At 64.2% G+C, this 19,079-nt stretch carries 18 protein-coding genes and 1 tRNA gene; 17 read left to right on the top strand and 2 right to left on the bottom strand.

The window, feature by feature from the left end:
* Positions 1–34: 34 nt before the first annotated feature.
* The 3 genes from cysD to QJR12_RS15000 all read left to right on the top strand — a co-directional run bounded on the left by cysD (position 35) and on the right by QJR12_RS15000 (position 3,439).
* Complete coding sequence (gene cysD, locus QJR12_RS14990; protein ID WP_300583859.1) at positions 35–967, top strand: sulfate adenylyltransferase subunit CysD; 933 nt, start codon at positions 35–37, stop codon at positions 965–967.
* Entirely contained in the window at positions 967–2,829 is a 1,863-nt protein-coding gene (gene cysC / locus QJR12_RS14995; protein WP_300583861.1) for an adenylyl-sulfate kinase, read from the top strand. Before cysD ends, cysC begins: the two co-directional genes overlap by 1 nt.
* 124 nt (positions 2,830–2,953) lie before the next feature.
* Positions 2,954–3,439 (top strand): RrF2 family transcriptional regulator, encoded by a 486-nt coding sequence (locus tag QJR12_RS15000; protein WP_300583863.1) that lies wholly within the window; start codon positions 2,954–2,956, stop codon positions 3,437–3,439.
* Here the strand turns inward: QJR12_RS15000 and QJR12_RS15005 are convergent.
* On the bottom strand, positions 3,436–3,825 hold the full coding sequence (locus QJR12_RS15005; protein ID WP_300583865.1) for a VOC family protein: 390 nt from the start codon (positions 3,823–3,825) through the stop codon (positions 3,436–3,438). The two genes, QJR12_RS15000 and QJR12_RS15005, sit on opposite strands and share 4 nt — an antisense overlap.
* Positions 3,826–4,071: 246 nt before the next feature.
* A tRNA-Arg gene (locus QJR12_RS15010) sits at positions 4,072–4,144 on the bottom strand.
* A 132-nt stretch (positions 4,145–4,276) separates the two neighbouring features.
* Between QJR12_RS15010 and argS the strand changes: the two genes are divergently transcribed.
* From argS to QJR12_RS15080, 14 genes are all read left to right on the top strand, one after another.
* On the top strand, positions 4,277–5,929 hold the full coding sequence (gene argS / locus QJR12_RS15015) for an arginine--tRNA ligase (RefSeq protein ID WP_300583867.1): 1,653 nt from the start codon (positions 4,277–4,279) through the stop codon (positions 5,927–5,929).
* 56 nt (positions 5,930–5,985) lie between these two features.
* Positions 5,986–7,353: a diaminopimelate decarboxylase gene (gene lysA / locus QJR12_RS15020; RefSeq protein WP_300584017.1), complete on the top strand. Its 1,368-nt coding sequence runs from the start codon at positions 5,986–5,988 to the stop codon at positions 7,351–7,353.
* A complete protein-coding gene (locus QJR12_RS15025; protein WP_300583868.1) occupies positions 7,347–8,678 on the top strand; it encodes a homoserine dehydrogenase in 1,332 nt (443 codons plus the stop codon). Before lysA ends, QJR12_RS15025 begins: the two co-directional genes overlap by 7 nt.
* A complete protein-coding gene (gene thrC / locus QJR12_RS15030; RefSeq protein WP_300583870.1) occupies positions 8,675–9,757 on the top strand; it encodes a threonine synthase in 1,083 nt (360 codons plus the stop codon). The genes QJR12_RS15025 and thrC overlap by 4 nt, the downstream gene beginning before the upstream one ends.
* Positions 9,758–9,767: 10 nt before the next feature.
* On the top strand, positions 9,768–10,712 hold the full coding sequence (gene thrB / locus QJR12_RS15035; protein WP_300583872.1) for a homoserine kinase: 945 nt from the start codon (positions 9,768–9,770) through the stop codon (positions 10,710–10,712).
* Between the two features lie 261 nt (positions 10,713–10,973).
* Positions 10,974–12,749, top strand: coding sequence for a transcription termination factor Rho (gene rho, locus QJR12_RS15040; RefSeq protein WP_300583874.1), 1,776 nt, complete (start codon positions 10,974–10,976; stop codon positions 12,747–12,749).
* Between the two features lie 331 nt (positions 12,750–13,080).
* The gene (gene rpmE / locus QJR12_RS15045) at positions 13,081–13,344 is read left to right on the top strand and encodes a 50S ribosomal protein L31 (protein WP_300584019.1); all 264 of its coding nucleotides are present in this window, start codon (positions 13,081–13,083) and stop codon (positions 13,342–13,344) included.
* Between the two features lie 80 nt (positions 13,345–13,424).
* Positions 13,425–14,498, top strand: a complete 1,074-nt coding sequence (gene prfA / locus QJR12_RS15050; protein WP_300583875.1) for a peptide chain release factor 1 — start codon at positions 13,425–13,427, stop codon at positions 14,496–14,498.
* Positions 14,495–15,343: a peptide chain release factor N(5)-glutamine methyltransferase gene (prmC, locus tag QJR12_RS15055; protein ID WP_300583877.1), complete on the top strand. Its 849-nt coding sequence runs from the start codon at positions 14,495–14,497 to the stop codon at positions 15,341–15,343. The genes prfA and prmC overlap by 4 nt, the downstream gene beginning before the upstream one ends.
* On the top strand, positions 15,340–15,993 hold the full coding sequence (locus QJR12_RS15060; protein WP_300583879.1) for an L-threonylcarbamoyladenylate synthase: 654 nt from the start codon (positions 15,340–15,342) through the stop codon (positions 15,991–15,993). Before prmC ends, QJR12_RS15060 begins: the two co-directional genes overlap by 4 nt.
* A gap of 78 nt (positions 15,994–16,071) precedes the next feature.
* Positions 16,072–17,250: an undecaprenyl-phosphate alpha-N-acetylglucosaminyl 1-phosphate transferase gene (locus QJR12_RS15065; protein WP_300584021.1), complete on the top strand. Its 1,179-nt coding sequence runs from the start codon at positions 16,072–16,074 to the stop codon at positions 17,248–17,250.
* 219 nt (positions 17,251–17,469) lie between these two features.
* Entirely contained in the window at positions 17,470–17,958 is a 489-nt protein-coding gene (locus tag QJR12_RS15070; protein ID WP_300583881.1) for an ATP synthase subunit I, read from the top strand.
* Positions 17,951–18,733, top strand: a complete 783-nt coding sequence (gene atpB, locus QJR12_RS15075) for a F0F1 ATP synthase subunit A (RefSeq protein ID WP_300584023.1) — start codon at positions 17,951–17,953, stop codon at positions 18,731–18,733. Before QJR12_RS15070 ends, atpB begins: the two co-directional genes overlap by 8 nt.
* Positions 18,734–18,814: 81 nt before the next feature.
* Entirely contained in the window at positions 18,815–19,060 is a 246-nt protein-coding gene (locus QJR12_RS15080) for a F0F1 ATP synthase subunit C (protein ID WP_163757639.1), read from the top strand.
* Positions 19,061–19,079 lie beyond the last annotated feature (19 nt).

A 19,079-nucleotide genomic window follows, 5' to 3' on the forward strand; every position in this document is an offset into this window, starting at 1 on the left:
CAGTATTTATTGAGTGGGGGCGATTAGGAGGCCGATGACCAGCCAACAACTGACCGCCGAGCCGGCGGCCGGGAAGTTTGAGTTGAGCCAACTGCGCACGCTGGAGGCCGAGGCCATCCACATCATCCGGGAGGTGGCCGCGGAGTTCGAACGGCCGGTGCTGCTGTTCTCGGGCGGCAAAGACTCCATCGTGATGCTCCACCTGGCGCTTAAAGCGTTCCGGCCGGGGCGGTTACCGTTCCCGGTGATGCACGTCGATACCGGCCACAACTTCGAGGAGGTCATCGCGGCGCGCGATGACCTGATCTCCGCCACCGGGGTGCGGTTGATCGTGGCGTCGGTGCAGGAGGATATCGACGCCGGGCGTGTCGTCGACAACCTCCCCTCGCGAAACTGGCTGCAGACGGCGACGCTGCTGCGCGCGATCCGGGAGAACCGGTTCGACGCCGCTTTTGGCGGCGGGCGGCGCGACGAGGAACGCGCCCGCGCCAAGGAACGGGTGTTCAGCTTCCGTGACGAGTTCGGCCAGTGGGACCCGAAAGCCCAGCGACCGGAGTTGTGGAATCTCTACAACGGGCGCCATCACCCGGGCGAGCACATTCGGGTGTTCCCGCTGTCCAACTGGACCGAGTTCGACGTCTGGTCCTATATCGGCGCCGAGGGGATCACCCTGCCGTCGATTTATTTCGCTCACCGCCGCGCGGTGTTCCGCCGGGACGGGATGTTGCTGGCGGTCCACCGGTACCTGCCACCGCGCCCGGGCGAGGAGGTGTTCGAGGCCTCGGTGCGGTTCCGTACCGTCGGCGACGTCACCTGCACCGGCTGTGTCGAGTCCAGTGCCGCCACGGTCGAGGAGATCCTCGCCGAGACAGCGGTGTCACGTTTGACCGAGCGCGGAGCCACCCGGGCCGACGACCGGATTTCGGAGGCCGGCATGGAAGACCGCAAACGACAGGGGTACTTCTGATGACGGTATCGACATCAACAACCACGATGCTTCGCATCGCAACCGCCGGCTCCGTCGACGACGGTAAGTCGACCCTGATCGGGCGGCTGCTCTACGACTCCAAGGCCCTGATGGAAGATCAATGGGCGTCCATGGAGCGCACCTCCGCCGAACGCGGGCATGACTACATCGACCTGGCACTGGTCACCGACGGCCTGCGCGCAGAACGCGAGCAGGGCATCACCATTGACGTCGCCTACCGCTACTTCGACACCCCTAGGCGAAAGTTCATCATCGCCGACACCCCGGGTCACATCCAGTACACCCGCAACATGGTGACCGGTGCGTCCACCGCACAGCTGGTGATCGTGCTAGTCGATGCCCGCCATGGCCTGCAGGAGCAGTCTCGCCGGCACGCCTTCCTGGCGTCGTTGCTGGGTATTGGCCACATCGTGCTGGCGGTGAACAAGATGGATCTGGTCGACTGGGACCGAAAAACCTTCGAGGCGATTCGTGACGAATTCCGCGCCTTCGTTGCCCGCCTCGACGTGCACGACGTGACGGCCATCCCGATGTCGGCCCTGAACGGCGACAATGTGGTCACCAAGTCGGGCCGTGCGCCGTGGTATGCCGGGCCGGCCCTGCTGCCGCACCTCGAGGAGGTCGACATCGCGGCGGACCGCAACCTCATCGACATGCGGTTTCCGGTTCAGTACGTCATCCGGCCGCACACCCGCGAGCACCAGGACTACCGCAGCTACGCCGGTACGCTGGCCAGCGGAGTGCTGCACCCCGGCGAGGAAGTGATCGTGCTGCCAGCCGGCAGGATCAGTCGCGTCACCACCATCGAGGGGCCAAACGGACCGCTGGGAGAAGCGTTTCCGCCGATGGCAATCGCGGTCAGCCTGGCCGACGATATCGACATCTCGCGTGGTGACATGATCGTTCGCCCCGATAATCGACCGAGGGTCTCGCAGGAGTTTGACGCCACCGTTTGCTGGATGGCGGATGACTCGGCACTGGAGCCCGGCCGTAGCTACATCATCAAGCACACCACTCGCACTACGCGTGCCCAAGTGACTGCGCTGGACTACCGGCTCGACGTCAACACCCTGCATCGGGAGCGAAGCGCAACGGCGTTGAAGCTCAACGAGCTCGGCTGTGTCTCACTGCGCACCCAGATACCGCTCATGCTCGACGAATACACCCACAATCCCAGCACCGGATCGTTTATTCTCATCGACCCCGACACCAACGGAACGGTGGCGGCGGGTATGGTGTTGCGGGACGTTTCGATTCATGCTTCCAGTCCCAACACCGTGCGACACCGCTCGCTGGTTGCCGCCGAGGACCGATTGTCACGCGGGCGCACGGTCTGGTTCACCGGGCTATCGGGTTCGGGTAAGTCCTCGGTGGCCATGCTGGTTGAACAGAAGCTACTTGAAAAAGGCGTTCCCGCTTACGTTCTCGATGGCGACAACCTGCGCCATGGCCTCAACGCCGACCTGGGGTTTTCGATGGCCGACCGTGCGGAGAACCTCCGCCGGTTAGCGCATGTGGCGGTGCTGCTTGCCGATTGCGGCCAAACGGTGTTGGTACCCGCAATCAGTCCGCTGGCTGAGCACCGGGAATTGGCCCGCCGGGTGCACACCGATGCCGGCATCGATTTTTTCGAGGTGTTTTGTGATACTCCACTTCAAGACTGCGAGCGGCGTGATCCGAAGGGGTTGTACGCCAAGGCTCGTGCGGGCCTGATCACTCATTTCACCGGCATCGACAGCCCTTACCAGAGACCGAAGAATCCCGATCTTCGACTCACTCCGGATTATACCAGCGAGGAGCTGGCCCAACAGGTGATCGACCTGCTCGAGTCTCGACCGTAAATGACCACAGCCCCTGGACGGCACCCGTGGATTCGTTGAGCTCGCCCACCAGGGTTGGCGCCACCCGTGGCGTTGCGGGCCTACCGCCCGCATAGCCGCCCGAGCGGGTGGCACAATTCACAGAATGCGCATGTCGGCCAAAGCGGAGTACGCGGTGCGGGCGATGATTCAATTGGCGGCGGCCGAACCGGGTGAGGTGGTCAAGACCGACGACTTAGCCAGGGCGCAGGGTATACCACCGCAGTTCCTCGTCGACATCCTGTCCGATTTGCGCACCGACCGTCTGGTGCGCAGCCACCGTGGCCGCGAGGGGGGATACGAACTCGCCCGGCCGGCAAGCGAGATCAGCATCGCCGACGTGTTGCGCTGCATCGACGGTCCGCTCGCCAGTGTCCGCGACATGGGGCTCGGCGATCTGCCCTATTCGGGGCCGACCGCGGCGCTGCCCGACGTCTGGCGTGCACTGCGCGCGAGCATGCGCTCGGTGCTGGAGAAAACCACCCTGGCCGATGTCGTTGCCGGCACCCTGCCGGAACACGTCACGAAACTCGCCGACGACTACCGCGATCAGGAGCGCGGGCGGCACGGTGCGGGCCGGAGCGACGATTAGCCGCCCGACCCGTAGGGCCGGGTGAGGATCTCCATGTGGTGACCGGCCGGGTCGCGAAAGTAGACCCCGCGGCCCCCGTCCCGGTGGTTGATCTCCCCCGGTCGTTCGCCCGCCGGGTCCGCCCAGTGCCGCAGCCCGCGAGACCGGATCTTGGCGTAGATTGCCTCGAAGTCGTCCTCGGAAACCAGGAAGGCGTAATGCTGCGGGCGAATCTCCTCACCCGCGGGCGTGTCCGCGTAGTCGAGGGTGACCCCGTGCTCAAGCGCCACAGCCAGAAACCGTCCCACCGGCACCGGGTCCGGAAGCCCGAACAGTTCGGTGAGAAATTCCGCCGACTGCCGCTTGTCCCGCGCGGCGACAATAGTGTGGTTAAAACTGATACTCATTGCCCTTGCCAGTCAAGCACCGTTGCGCACCAGGGCGCAATGCCGAGACGGTTTCTCGGACACCCCGGGGCTCGGGGCGGTGTTGCGCTCCCGGGTATCGCCGGTGGCGGCGCCGGGTGCTGCACCGGCCGGTCAAGAGGACACCGAGCTGGGGTTGACGAACGTTCCACCGGTCACCGGGGACCTCGGTTGTGCCACGCCGGGCGAACGGACCGAAAAACCGCTACTGACCAGCCAAAACATGTGTGCCCCCGACAGGATTCGAACCTGCGACCTTCTGCTCCGGAGGCAGACGCTCTATCCCCTGAGCTACGGGGGCGCATGCACGGGGTGCCGCGCCGTCGGCTCCGTCAGCCTAACGCATACCCCCCGGGCGGGCACGCGTATCGCCCCCGGGCGGGCATCTGACGGATTCGGGATGTGACCACGACAGCCCATAGGATGGACATTCGTGACCCCCGCCGATCTGGCTGAGCTGCTAAAGACCACCGCGGCCGCGGTGTTGGCCGAACGTGGCCTCGACTCGGCGGCGTTGCCGGCCACTGTCACCGTCGAACGGCCGCGCAACCCCGAGCACGGCGATTACGCCAGCAACCTGGCCCTGCAGCTCGCCGGAAAGGTCGGCAAAAATCCGCGTGAACTCGCCGGATGGCTTGCCGAGGCGCTGGCAGGTGTTACCGGGATCGCGGCGGCGGAGGTGGCCGGACCGGGCTTTATCAACATGCGCTTGCAAGCGTCGGCGCAGGGCGTCGTCATCGCCAGGGTCATCGAGGCAGGAAAGACCTACGGCAACTCCGACGAGTTGGCCGGGCGACGGATTAACCTGGAATTCGTCTCGGCCAATCCCACCGGACCCATCCACATCGGCGGTACCCGCTGGGCGGCCGTCGGTGACGCGTTAGGTCGGTTGCTGTCGACGCAGGGTGCCGAAGTGGTGCGCGAGTACTACTTCAACGATCACGGCGCGCAGATCGACCGCTTCACCGACTCACTGATCGCCGCCGCCAAGGGTGAGCCCACGCCACCCGACGGCTACGCGGGCAGCTACATCACCGACATCGCCGCGCAGGTGCTGCAGCAGGCGCCCAACGCGCTGCGGCTGCCCGAGGACGAGATGCGGGAGACGTTCCGGGCCATCGGTGTCGAGCTGATGTTCGCCCACATCAAGCGGTCGCTGCACGACTTCGGCACCGATTTCGACGTCTACACTCACGAGCAGTCGATGCACAGCAGTGGCCGTGTCGAGCAGGCCATCCAACGGCTTCGCCAAACCGGAAATATTTACCAGAAGGATAATGCGCTCTGGTTGCGCACCAGTGCTTTTGGCGACGACAAAGATCGCGTCGTCATCAAAAGCGATGGTACCCCCACCTATCTGGCCGCTGACCTGGCCTATTACCTGGACAAGCGACAACGCGGCTTCGACCTGTGTATCTACATGCTCGGCGCCGACCATCACGGGTACACCGCCCGGCTCAAGGCAGCCGCCGCCGCCCTCGGTGACGATCCGGCCACCGTCGAGGTGCTCATCGGCCAGATGGTCAACCTGGTCCGTGACGGCCAACCGGTGCGGATGAGCAAGCGCGCTGGCACCGTGATAACCCTCGACGACCTGGTCGAGGCGATCGGAGTCGACGCCGCCCGCTACAGTTTGATCCGTTCGTCGGTGGACACGCCGATCGACATCGACCTGGAACTATGGTCCTCGGCATCAAACGAAAACCCGGTATATTACGTGCAATACGCACATGCTCGACTCTCGGCACTGGCTCGTAACGCAGACGAACTCGGCCTGGCCCCCGACACCGGGCATCTTGAAATGCTCACCCATGATAAAGAGGGCGCGTTGGTGCGCACCATCGGTGATTTCCCGAGGGTACTGAAAACCGCTGCTTCGCTGCGAGAGCCACATCGTGTGTGCCGCTATCTGGAAGACCTCGCTGGCGATTACCATCGCTTCTACGACTCGTGCCGGGTCTTGCCCCAAGGCGACGAGGAACCAAACCAGCTGCATGCTGCCCGCCTCGCCCTGTGCCAGGCCACGCGTCAGGTCATCGCCAACGGCTTGGCCATTCTCGGAGTTAGCGCACCGGAGCGAATGTGAACGGGCATGTTGCGAGCCATCTCGACCATCTGCGGGATGAGGCGAGTCATTACGGCATCGGTCTACCACGGCCGCGATCAACGCACGAGCTATTGCATCTAGCACCGAATGTCTGGCCACATAATGCTTTTCGCCATGATGATGGCGTAATCGCTATTGCCGGAGTTCCGCTGACCCAGTTGGCACGGGAATTCGGCACACCGCTGTTCGTTGTCGACGAAGATGACTTTCGCTCTCGGTGCAGAGATATCGCGGCGGCGTTCGGCGGACCGCAGAATGTTCACTATGCAGCAAAAGCTTTTCTCTGCACGGAAATCGCACGCTGGATCGACGACGAAGGCCTCTCGCTCGACGTGTGCACGGGTGGGGAACTGGCCGTCGCATTGCGCGCCCATTTCCCCGTGGAGCGGATCGTGCTGCACGGCAACAATAAGTCGGCTGCAGAGTTGTCTGCGGCCGTCGCAGCGCGAATCGGGCTTGTTGTCGTGGACTCGATGACCGAGATCGAGCGACTCGATACCATCGCGGCCGGCGCCGGTGTGGTACAGGATGTGCTGGTGCGTGTCACCGTAGGTGTCGAAGCGCACACCCATGAGTTCATCTCGACCGCACACGAGGATCAAAAATTCGGGCTCTCGCTGGCCAGCGGCGCGGCGATGCACGCGGTGGAGCGGATCTTTGCCACCAGACACCTACGACTGGTGGGCCTGCATAGCCATATCGGCTCGCAGATTCTCGATATCGCCGGCTTCGAGATCGCCGCGCATCGGATCGTCAACCTGCTGGCTGATATCGCCGGAAAGTTCGGCACCGACAAGGCGGCACAGATTTCAATCGTGGACCTCGGCGGAGGCATGGGTATTTCGTATCTGCCAGGCGATGATCCGCCGCCTATGGGTGAGCTGGCAGCGAAGCTTAGCGCCATTGTGTGCAACGAGTCGGCGGCGATCGGCCTGCCAACACCCAGATTGGTGGTCGAGCCCGGACGCGCCATCGCAGGGCCTGGCACGATAACGGTATATGAGGTCGGCACCGTCAAGGACGTGAACGTGAGTGCCTCCGCGAACCGTCGCTATGTCAGCGTCGACGGCGGCATGAGCGACAACATCCGCACCGCACTCTACAATGCGCGGTACGACGTCCGTTTGGCATCCAGAGCCAGCGACGCGCCGCCGGTATTGGCCCGCATCGTCGGAAAGCACTGTGAGAGCGGAGATATCGTCGTGCGTGATGCGTGGGTTCCCGGTGACGTTTCGCCGGGGGATTTGCTTGCGGTGGCCGCGACCGGCGCGTACTGCTACTCACTATCCAGCCGCTATAACATGATCGGCCGGCCGGCTGTGGTAGCGGTGCGTGACGGACATGCCCGCCTCATCCTGCGCCGCGAGACGATCGACGATCTGCTGAGCCTGGAGGCATGGTGAGGGTATTCGGACCCGAAAAACCGGTCGGTGTGGCAGTACTTGGCCTGGGCAATGTAGGCAGCGAAGTTGTTCGCATCATCGAGAACAGCGCTGCGGATCTCGCAGCGCGCATCGGCGCCCCACTGGTGCTGCGCGGCATTGGTGTTCGCCGGGTGGCGGCTGATCGGGGAGTTCCGGTGGAGCTACTTACCGACAACATCGACGAACTGGTATCGCGGGAGGACGTCGACATCGTCGTAGAACTGATGGGTCCCGTGGACCCGGCACGCAAGGCGATCCTGTCCGCGCTCGAGGGCGGCAAATCTGTCGTCACCGCCAACAAAGCCTTGCTGTCGACATCCACCGGCGAGTTGGCTCAGGCCGCCGAAAATGCCAATGTCGACTTATATTTCGAAGCGGCTGTCGCAGGCGCTATTCCAGTCATCCGGCCACTGACCCAGTCACTGGCCGGCGACACGGTCCTGCGGGTGGTGGGCATTGTCAACGGCACTACCAACTACATCCTCTCCGAGATGGCGAGCACCGGACGCGATTACGCGCAGGCGCTGGCCGACGCGAGCGCACTCGGCTACGCGGAGGCCGATCCTACCGCCGACGTAGAAGGCTATGATGCAGCGGCCAAAGCCGCGATTCTGGCGTCCATCGCCTTCCATACCCGGGTAACCGCGGATGACGTCTATCGCGAGGGCATCACCGGAATCACCCCGGCCGATTTCGTCTCTGCGCGTGCCCTTGGGTGCACCATCAAATTATTGTCGATTTGTGAACGAATCATTACCGATGCAGGCCAACGTGTTTCGGCTCGTGTCTATCCGGCATTGGTTCCCTTGACGCATCCGTTGGCCGGCGTCAACGGCGCGTTCAACGCCGTGGTGGTCGAAGCCGAGGCGGCGGGGCGACTGATGTTCTACGGACAGGGTGCCGGTGGGGCGCCGACCGCCTCGGCGGTGGCCGGCGATCTGGTGATGGCGGCCCGCAACCGGGTACTCGGCAGCCGCGGACCGCGTGAGTCCAAATACGCCCAATTGCCGGTCATGCCGATCGGCTTCATCTCTGCCCGTTACTACATCAGCATGTATGTCACCGACAGGCCAGGCGTATTGTCCTCGGTTGCAGCAGAATTCGCGAAGCGCGAAGTGAGTATCGCCGAGGTGCGTCAGGAAGGTGTGGTCGATGACGGCGGCCAGCGGGTGGGAGCTCGCATCGTCGTGGTCACTCACCACGCCACCGATGCGGCGGTGTCGGAAACCGTGGCCGCGTTGGCTGACCTCGATGTGGTCCAGCGTGTCGCGAACGTACTGCGGCTGGAAGGAGCAGGTCCGTGAGCGCCCCGGAGACGGCCACTCGCCGGCCTTGGCCGGGGGTGATCGCGGCCTACCGCGACCGGCTGCCGGTGAACGAGGACTGGCGACCGGTCACGCTGTTTGAAGGCGGCACACCGCTCATTCCAGCGGTCAGGCTTTCCCAGCAGACAGGTTGCACGATTTATTTGAAGGTCGAGGGGCTTAATCCGACCGGTTCCTTTAAGGACCGGGGCATGACGATGGCCGTGAGCGATGCACTGGCTCGCGGGCAGCAGGCGGTGTTATGCGCGTCGACGGGAAACACCTCCGCATCGGCGGCGGCGTATGCGGCCCGTGCCGGTATCACCTGCGCGGTGCTGATACCGCAGGGCAAAATCGCGATGGGCAAGCTGGCGCAGGCCGTCATGCACGGTGCCAAGATCATCCAGATCGACGGCAATTTCGATGACTGCCTGGAGCTGGCTCGCAAATTATCCACCGAATTCCCGGCCATCTCGTTGGTCAACTCGATCAACCCGCTGCGCATCGAGGGACAGAAAACGGCCGCATTCGAGATCGTTGACGTCCTGGGCGCCGCGCCGGATGTGCACGCCCTCCCGGTCGGCAATGCCGGTAACATCACCGCGTACTGGAAGGGGTACGTTGAGTATCACGCTGCGGGCATAGCCGACAAGCTGCCTCGCATGCTGGGCACGCAGGCGGCGGGCGCAGCGCCGCTGGTGCTGGGTAAGCCGGTGCACCGGCCGGAAACCATCGCGACCGCGATTCGCATCGGCGCGCCGGCGTCGTGGGCGTCGGCCGTGGCGGCCCGGCAGCAGTCGAAGGGGCGCTTCTTGGCCGCCACCGACGAGGAGATCCTCGCCGCCTACCACCTGGTGGCCGGCGCCGAAGGCGTCTTCGTGGAACCCGCCTCAGCGGCGAGTATCGCCGGTTTGCTCAAAGCCGTCGAGGACGGTTGGGTGCCGCGCGGCTCGACGGTGGTGTGCACGGTGACCGGCAATGGTCTTAAGGACCCCGACACGGCGCTGCGGGACTTGCCGACCGTGTCACCCGTGCCCGTGGATCCGGTCGCCGTCGTCGAGAAACTGGGGCTTTCGTGAAAGGCCGCCGGTGACTCAGCTGTTGCCTGCAGGGCTGTTGGCCGGCGCCGTGGTGGCGGCGTCCAGCGCCAACCTGGGCCCGGGTTTCGACAGCATTGGCCTGGCGCTGAGTCTTTACGACGAGATCGTGGTCCAGACAACGGATTCCGGTCTTGTTGTGGAGGTCGAGGGCGAAGGTGCGGGCCAGGTACCGCTGGGACCGGCGCATCTGGTGGTCCGGGCAATTCACCGTGGGATGCAGGCTGCGGGAATCAGCGCCGCGGGCTTGGTGGTGCGATGCCGCAACGCTATCCCGCATTCCCGGGGTGTCGGCTCGTCCGCCGCCGCCGTTGTCGGTGGGCTGGCAGTAGTTAATGGTCTTGCCGCACAGGTAGAGTCGATACCGTTCAGTGAGCCGGAGCTGATCCAGCTCTCATCGGAGTTTGAGGGTCACCCCGACAACGCCGCCGCGGCCGTCTTGGGCGGCGCGGTGGTCTCGTGGACCGACCGCCGCTACGACCCTCCCGGCTACGCAGCCGTCCGGTTACGGCTGCACCCTGACATTCGTTTGTTCCTCGCGGTTCCCGAAGAACGCTCGTTGACTGCGGAAACCCGGGTGCTGCTGCCCGCACAGGTCAGCCACGACGACGCCCGGTTCAACCTCAGCCGCGCGGCGTTGTTGGTGGTGGCGCTCACCGAACGGCCGGATCTGCTGATGGCGGCCACCGAGGATGTCCTGCATCAGCCCCAGCGTGCTCCGGCGATGCCGGCATCGGCGGAATACCTGCGGCTATTGCGGCGTTATGACATCGCGGCAGTGCTTTCCGGTGCCGGGCCTGCGGTGATCGCATTGAGCACGGAGCCGGAGTTGCCTTTGGAGACGGTCGAGTACGGGGTTGCAAACGGGTTTACCGTCAGCAAGATGGCTCCCGGCGACGGGGTTCGCTGGAGTTCCGGAGTCACCGTCGCCCGTTAACCGCCATCGATGCGGGCTGCGGATCCTTGCGCCGGGCACCGAAGCGCGTTATCCTCGGACTCGTCCAGCACTCGCAGGGCCGGCATCTGCATCGATACTGTCTTGCCACTAGGACCACCAATTCCTCTCGTGACGATGGTTCGCCGTTTGAGCCGACAATCCGGACCCGTCGCAGAGTCGATGATTGGGAGTACTCAGCGATTTGGCTGAATGTAACGAACCCCTTGCATGACGCAATCAGCGAGGGAAGAAAGGAAATCCGTGACCGAAACGGACCTCATTACGGCTGGCGATAGCACCGAGAACAGTCAGCCGTCTCAATCCGTGATTACCCCCACCCCCGAGCCCGCCGCGCCCGGCGCGGAAACACCCACGCCCCCGGTGTCCGGTCCTGCCTTTCCCGGTGCCGACGCGCCCACACCGGTGGAGGCCGGCATCTCGCCGGACGGCTCGCTGGCCGGCATGGTGCTGCCTGAACTGCGTGCGCTTGCCAATCGGGCCGGGGTCAAGGGCACGTCCGGGATGCGTAAGAGCGAATTGATCGCAGCGATCCGGGAAATCCAACAACGGGCCAATGGCGCGCTGCCGCCCGGCGAGGATCGCTCGCAAGACGGCGGCTCCCAGGCCGGTGCCGAGACGCCGGCCGCTCAGGCGCGGGCCGAAGCGGTGACCGCGGTCCCCGAGCCGGCGCACCGCGCCGGCCGCGTGGAGGTGGGCACCCCCCCTGACACTGGGGATAAAGAGGGCGGTGACCAGCAGGGTGAGCCCCAAGCCCGTGGTGACGAGGACAGTGAGGGGCGTGCCGGGCGGCGCGGACGGCGGTTCCGTGATCGTCGGCGCCGCAGCGAACGGTCGGCCGACAGCACCGACGCGGAACTGCGTGAGGACGATATCGTCCAGCCGGTGGCGGGCGTCCTCGACGTCCTCGACAACTACGCCTTCGTGCGTACCTCGGGTTACCTCGCCGGCCCGCACGACGTGTACGTCTCGATGAACATGGTGCGCAAGTATGGCCTGCGCCGTGGTGATGCGGTAACCGGCGCGGTGCGGGTACCCAGGGAGGGCGAGCAGCCCAACCAGCGGCAAAAGTTCAATCCGCTGGTGCGCCTGGACAGCGTGAACGGCGGTCCGGTCGAAGACGCCAAGAAGCGCCCCGAATTCGGGAAATTGACGCCGCTGTACCCTAACCAGCGGCTGCGGCTGGAAACCACGAGCGACAAGCTGACCACCCGGGTCATCGACTTGATCATGCCGATCGGCAAGGGTCAGCGAGCTCTTATCGTGTCCCCACCCAAGGCGGGTAAGACGACGATCCTCAAGGACATCGCCAACGCGATCGCCACGAATAACCCGGAATGCCATCTGATGGTCGTGCTCGTCGACGAGCGGCCGGAAGAGGTCACCGATATGCAGCGCTCGGTCAAGGGCGAGGTCATCGCCTCGACATTCGACCGGCCGCCGTCGGATCACACCTCGGTGGCCGAGCTGGCAACCGAACGTGCCAAGCGGCTAGTCGAGCAGGGCAAGGACGTGGTGGTGCTGCTCGACTCGATTACCCGGTTGGGCCGAGCCTATAACAACGCGTCGCCGGCCTCGGGCCGCATCCTTTCCGGCGGGGTCGACTCCACGGCGCTGTACCCGCCGAAACGGTTTCTGGGCGCGGCACGCAACATCGAGGAAGGTGGCTCGCTCACCGTTATCGCCACGGCGATGGTCGAGACCGGCTCACAGGGTGACACGGTTATCTTCGAAGAGTTCAAGGGTACCGGCAACGCCGAGCTCAAGCTCGACCGCAAGATCGCCGAGCGGCGGGTTTTCCCCGCGGTCGACGTGAACCCCTCCGGTACCCGCAAGGACGAGTTGCTGTTGTCCCCCGACGAGTTCGCCGTCGTGCATAAACTGCGCCGGCTGCTCTCGGGCCTGGATTCCCACCAAGCCATCGACCTGCTGATCTCGCAGTTGCGCAAGACCAAGAACAACTATGAATTTCTGATGCAGGTGTCCAAGACGGCACCGGGCGGTTTGGATAACGACTAGGCTCCGTGGGAGCCCGGGCTGCCGCCGACACGACAGCGCCGACCCATTTGTGGGCCGTCACAACCACATCGGATGCCGCTGGTGAGTGGCTATGCCGCGGCGGGAACAAGGCAGGTGGGCTCGCCCGCCAGGGCGAGGGGCTATCGGGAAAACGGCCGGAACCGGCAGGCCCGGTGCCCGCAACCGGGCAGTGGGAATGCGCGAACTCATCCCGGTGTTTGGGATAATAATGGTTGACCTGGCATAATTGAGAGTTGACCACCTCCCCCATCCCAGTCTCTGGCTTAAACTCGGTTGCCGAGGCTCGGGGCTAATGATCGAAGAGGGTTTTATGAAATCTGGTATCCATCCCGCCTACGGCGAGACCACGGTGGTGTGTGGATGCGGAAACACCTTCCAGACGCGCAGCACCAAGCCGGGTGGCCGCATCAATGTTGAGGTGTGCTCGCAGTGTCACCCGTTCTACACGGGCAAGCAGAAGATCCTCGACAGCGGCGGTCGGGTGGCTCGCTTCGAGAAGCGCTACGGCAAGCGCCAGGTGGGCGAGCGGGCTAGCTCAGGGAAGGCAAGGGGGTCTGAGAAGACCCACAAGTAGCTGGTTTGCCGACGCCCGAACTGTGCGCCGATCCCGCACAGACCGGGCGTCGGTTCGTGTGTGGGGTTAGGAGGGTCGACATGGCGCAGAGCGTGCCGGCGATTGACGCGTTGCTCGCCGAACACGCCGACCTCGAGCGTCAGCTGGCAGACCCCGACCTGCACGGTAAGCCCGCCGCTGCCCGCAAGGCGGGTCGCCGGTTCGCGCAGCTGGCGCCGATCGTCGCCACCTACCGCAAGCTCGAGTCCGCGCGCGGCGACTTGGAGACCGCGCGCGAGCTGGCGTCGGCCGACGCATCGTTTGCCGCAGAGGTAGCCGAATTGGAAACCCGGGTGGCCCAACTGGACACCCAGCTGGCCGATATGCTGGCGCCCCGCGACCCGCACGATGCCGATGACATCATCTTGGAAGTCAAATCCGGCGAGGGCGGGGAGGAGTCGGCGCTATTCGCTGCCGATCTTGCTCGCATGTACATTCGTTATGCGGAGCGGCGGGGTTGGACGGTGACGGTGCTCGATGAGACTTTCTCGGATTTGGGCGGGTACAAGGATGCGACGTTGTCCATTGCAAGCAAAGGAAACTCCGCCGACGGAGTGTGGTCGCGCCTGAAGTTCGAGGGCGGGGTGCACCGGGTGCAACGGGTACCGGTGACCGAATCCCAGGGCCGGGTGCACACCTCGGCGGCCGGCGTGCTCGTCTATCCGGAGCCCGAGGAGCTCGGTGCGGTGCACATCGACGAATCAGATCTGCGCATCGACGTTTACCGCTCTTCCGGCAAGGGAGGGCAAGGCGTCAACACCACCGACTCGGCGGTGCGGATCACCCATCTCCCCACGGGTACCGTCGTCACCTGCCAGAACGAGCGCTCGCAATTGCAGAACAAGACCCGGGCATTGCAAGTGCTGGCCGCGCGTTTGCAGGCAATGGCCGAGGCGCAGGCGCTGGCCGACGCAGCCGCGGATCGGGCCAGTCAGATCCGTACCGTGGACCGCAGCGAACGCATTCGCACCTACAACTTCCCGGAAAACCGGGTCACCGACCACCGCGTCGGCTACAAAGCGCACAATCTCGATCAGGTCCTCGACGGCGACCTGGATGCATTGTTAGATGCACTGGCCGCCGCCGACCGGCAGTCCCGGCTGCAGCAGGAATGAGGACCCGACTACGGCGTGCTATCGAGTCCGCGGCTGCGGTGCTAGCCGACGCGGGAATCGATTCGGCCCGTTGCGATGCAGAGATGCTGGCAGCTCATCTGGCGGGAACCGACCGCGGCAGGCTGGCGTTGCTCGACCCACCCGATGAGTTCTTTACGCGCTACCATGACCTGGTCGACGCGCGTTCGCGCCGGATACCGTTGCAGCATCTCACCGAGACGGTGGCCTTCGGGCCGGTGGTGCTGCGCGTTGGGCCTGGTGTGTTCATACCTCGCCCGGAGACCGAAGCCCTGCTGGCATGGGCGATCACGCAACGTCTTCCGGCCCGGCCGGTGATCGTCGACGTTTGCACCGGATCGGGAGCTCTGGCGCTCGCACTGGCCCATCATTGGCCTGCGGCCTGGGTGCTCGGTATCGACGACTCCGAAAATGCTCTGGATTATGCGCGGCGCAATGCCGCGGGCACCGGGGTGCGGCTGGTGCACGCCGACGCGACTACTCCGGGGCTGCTCGCCGAACTCGACGGCTTGGTTGATCTGGTGGTGGCCAACCCACCTTATGTTCCAGACGGCACCGCTCTAGAACCCGAAGTGGCCCAATATGATCCACCTCACGCAGTGTTCGGCGGCCCGGATGGGATGACGGTGATTGCGGCGGTAGTCGGCCTGGCCGGGCGCTGGCTGCGCCCGGGCGGTATGTTCGCCGTCGAACACGACGAGACAAAGTCCGGCTGCACCGTCGAATTGATTTACCGTACAGGACTTTTCGATGACATCATTGCTCACAAAGACTTGCCGGGTCGGCAGAGGTTCGTGACAGCCCGCAGGAAAGAGCAACGCCGTTGACTCACCTGTTCGACTGCACCCAGCCCCATCAACGATCCCAAGGACTTGCGGCGGCGGTCAATGCGGTCAAAAGCGGGCGATTGGTAGTGCTGCCGACGGACACCGTCTACGGGGTCGGCGCCGACGCTTTCGACAGTGCCGCGGTGGCCGCGTTGCTCGCAGCCAAAGGTCGCGGGCGCGATATGCCGGTGGGCGTGCTGGTCGGTTCCTGGCACACCATCGAGGGCCTGGCGCTCACCCTGCCCGACGCGGCCCGTGATCTGGTGCGGGCATTCTGGCCGGGTGCGTTGAGCTTGGTGATCCGCCAGGCCCCGTCGCTGCAGTGGGATCTCGGTGATGCCCGGGGCACGGTGATGCTGCGGATGCCGTTGCACCCGGTGGCGATCGAATTGCTGCGTGAGGTGGGGCCGATGGCGGTATCCAGTGCGAACGTCTCCGGTCACGCACCCGCAGCCGATGCGGCTGAGGCCCGCCGCCAGTTCGGCGATCTCGTCGAAGTCTATCTTGACGCGGGCCCGGCCGGCCGGCAGGCCGCCTCGACCATCCTGGACCTGACCGGGTCCGCCCCCCGCATCCTGCGAGCGGGTCCGGTGAGCGCCGAGGATATCGCCGCGGTGCTCGGGATGGACCCCGCGCGATTGACGGCGTGATCCTCCCGCGGGGCACTAGCCGGCCAACCGTCTCGAGCCTGAGGGTGCTGCAGTACGGTGTTGTCGGTGCATAGCGGTATGGACACTCATAGCGGCGGTCTGCTCGCCCTGTCCGATCTGCCCGCGGGTGTTCCGTTGCGTGAACTGGCCCTGGTCGGGGGAACGGCCGCGATCATCACCTATTTCGCAACCGGACCGGTGCGGCTGCTGGCCACCCGGGTGGGCGCGGTGGCCTATCCGCGAGAACGCGATGTCCACGTGACACCCACACCGCGGATGGGCGGGTTGGCAATGTATCTCGGTGTTATTGCGGCTGTCTTCCTGGCATCCCAGCTTCCGGCTCTCACCCGGGGTTTCATGTATTCCTCCGGCATGCCGGCGGTGGCGGTAGCCGGTGCGGTGATTATGGGCATCGGTCTGATTGATGATCGGTGGGGTCTGGATGCGCTAACGAAGTTCGCGGGTCAGATCACCGCGGCCAGCGTGCTGGTCACCATGGGCGTCGCCTGGAGCGTGCTGTACATCCCGTTCGGCGGTATCGGCACCATTGTCTTGGACCAGGTGTCCTCGATCCTGCTCACGTTGGCGCTAACGGTGGCGATCGTCAACGCGATGAACTTTGTCGACGGTCTCGACGGGCTGGCAGCCGGGCTGGGGCTGATCACGGCGTTGGCGATCTGCATATTCTCCGTCGGTCTGCTTCGCGACCACGGTGGTGACGTGCTGTTCTACCCGCCGGCGGTGATTTCGGTAGTGCTTGCCGGCGTCTGTTTAGGGTTTTTGCCACATAACTTTCACCCCGCCAAGATATTCATGGGCGACTCCGGGTCCATGTTGATCGGCTTGATGCTTGCGGCCGCTTCGACCACCGCAGCCGGCCCCATTTCGCAGAACGCGTACGGCGCCCGCGACGTGTTTGCCCTGCTATCCCCGTTTCTCTTGGTGGTGGCCGTGATGTTTGTGCCGATGCTCGACCTTTTGCTGGCGATCGTGCGCCGGACCCGGGCCGGCCGCAGTGCATTCAGTCCCGACAAGATGCACCTGCATCACCGGCTCCTGCAGATCGGGCATTCGCATCGCCGCGTGGTCCTATTGATTTATCTGTGGGTGGGAATCGTGGCGTTCGGTACCGCAAGCACGATCTTCTTCAACCCGCGTGGCACCGCCGCGGTGATGCTGGGCGCACTCGTAGTCGCGCTGATCACGACCCTAATACCGCTTCTGCGCCGTCGCCAAGACCTCTACGACGGGGAGTAGTAACAGTCTGTCATTATATGATACGGTGCAGGTAGAATCCGAAAAACCCGCTCGGGTTGCCGGCCCCCGGCCGCCGGACGCAAGTCCGATTACGCCGATTGACGACCGACACAGGATGCTGGCCTTGGGTGATTCCGGAGCTACCAGAGCCTTCCGATACGCTCAGCGGGTCACCGATTTATCGGTCAGGCTCCATCTACCCGGGATTGAGGTACTGCAGTGACGACACCCGCGCAGGACGCGCCGTTGGTGTTGCCCTCGGTTGTCTTCCGGCCGATTCGCCTTCTTGTCATCTGCGTCGTGCTGGCCACGGCGGTCAGCATCACCGCCGGCGTGTTCGGCCGCGCGATCGTCGGGGGGTTCCTCGGCGTGGGGCTGTTGATGGGTTTGCTGAACGCCGCCCTGGTGCGGCGATCAGTCACGGCCATCACCGCCGAGGCGCATCCATTGAAAAAAAAGATGGCGCTGAATTCCGCGGGGCGGTTGTTGATCCTCACCGTGATTGGTTTGACGATTGCGTTTGTCTTCCGCCCCGACGGGCTCGCGGTGGTCTTTGGGCTGGCGCTTTTCCAAGTGTTGTTGGTGGCATCGACAGTATTGCCGGTCTGGAAAACGCTGCGCACTCCGGGCGCCGAGTCGCCGGCGACACCGGGTCACCCGACCCCGGGTGGCGAGGGCGCTGAGAGCAAAGGAACCCGTGATGAGTGAGACGATCTTGGCAGAGGCCCAAATCGAGGTCGGTGAGCATGTCACCGCCACCTGGCTCGGGATGACCGTCAACGTCGATACCATCCTGTCGACCGCGATCGCCGCGGTGATCGTCATCGCCCTTGCCCTCTTCTTGCGAGCCAAGGTCACCTCATCAGACGTGCCTAGCGGCGTGCAGTTGTTCTTCGAGGCGATCACCATCCAGATGCGGGATCAGATCGAGAGCACCATCGGCATGCGGGTGGCGCCGTTTGTGCTGCCGCTGGCGGTGACCATTTTTGTGTTCATCCTGGTTTCGAACTGGCTAGCGGTTCTCCCGCTGCAATACACCGATGCGGCCGGGCGAACCACCGAGTTGCTCAAGCCGGCGGCGGCGGACATCAACTACGTAATGGCGCTCACCGTATTTGTGTTCGTCTGTTATCACCTCGCAGGGATCTGGCGCAGCGGCCTCGCCGGGTATCCCGCCAAGGTGCTCAAGGGGCACGTATGGGAGACCCTGCCCAAGGCCGTCGGGGTGATCTTCTCGCCGATCAACGTCGTCGAAGAAGTCGCCAAGCCGATCTCGCTGTCACTCCGACTTTTCGGCAATATCTTCGCCGGTGGCATCATGGTGGCTCTGATCGCTCTTTTCCCGCCGTATATCCTGTGGGCACCCAACGCGGTATGGAAGGCCTTCGACTTGTTTGTCGGATTCATCCAGGCATTCATCTTCGCGTTATTGACGATCTTGTACTTCGGCCAGTCAATGGAGCTGGATGAAGAACACGGATAGAGAACACGGATAGAACGGCCAGTGGCCGGGCACACAACAGAAAACTGGTAGACCCCTACCAGACACCAAGGAGGATAAGGAATGGATCCCACAATCGCTGCCGGCGCCCTCATCGGCGGTGGACTGATCTTGGGCGGCGGCGCCGTCGGCGCCGCTATCGGCGACGGTGTAGCGGGCAATGCGCTGATTTCGGGTATCGCAAGGCAGCCAGAGGCCCAAGGGCGACTGTTCACTCCATTCTTCATCACCGTCGGCCTGGTGGAGGCGATGTACTTCATCAACTTGGCGTTCATGGCGCTGTTCGTGTTCGCAACACCGGTCAAGTAGTCAGCCGTGATGGATTTCA

Source organism: Mycobacterium sp. (genome assembly GCF_029961025.1).
Classification (GTDB): Bacteria; Actinomycetota; Actinomycetes; order Mycobacteriales; family Mycobacteriaceae; genus Mycobacterium.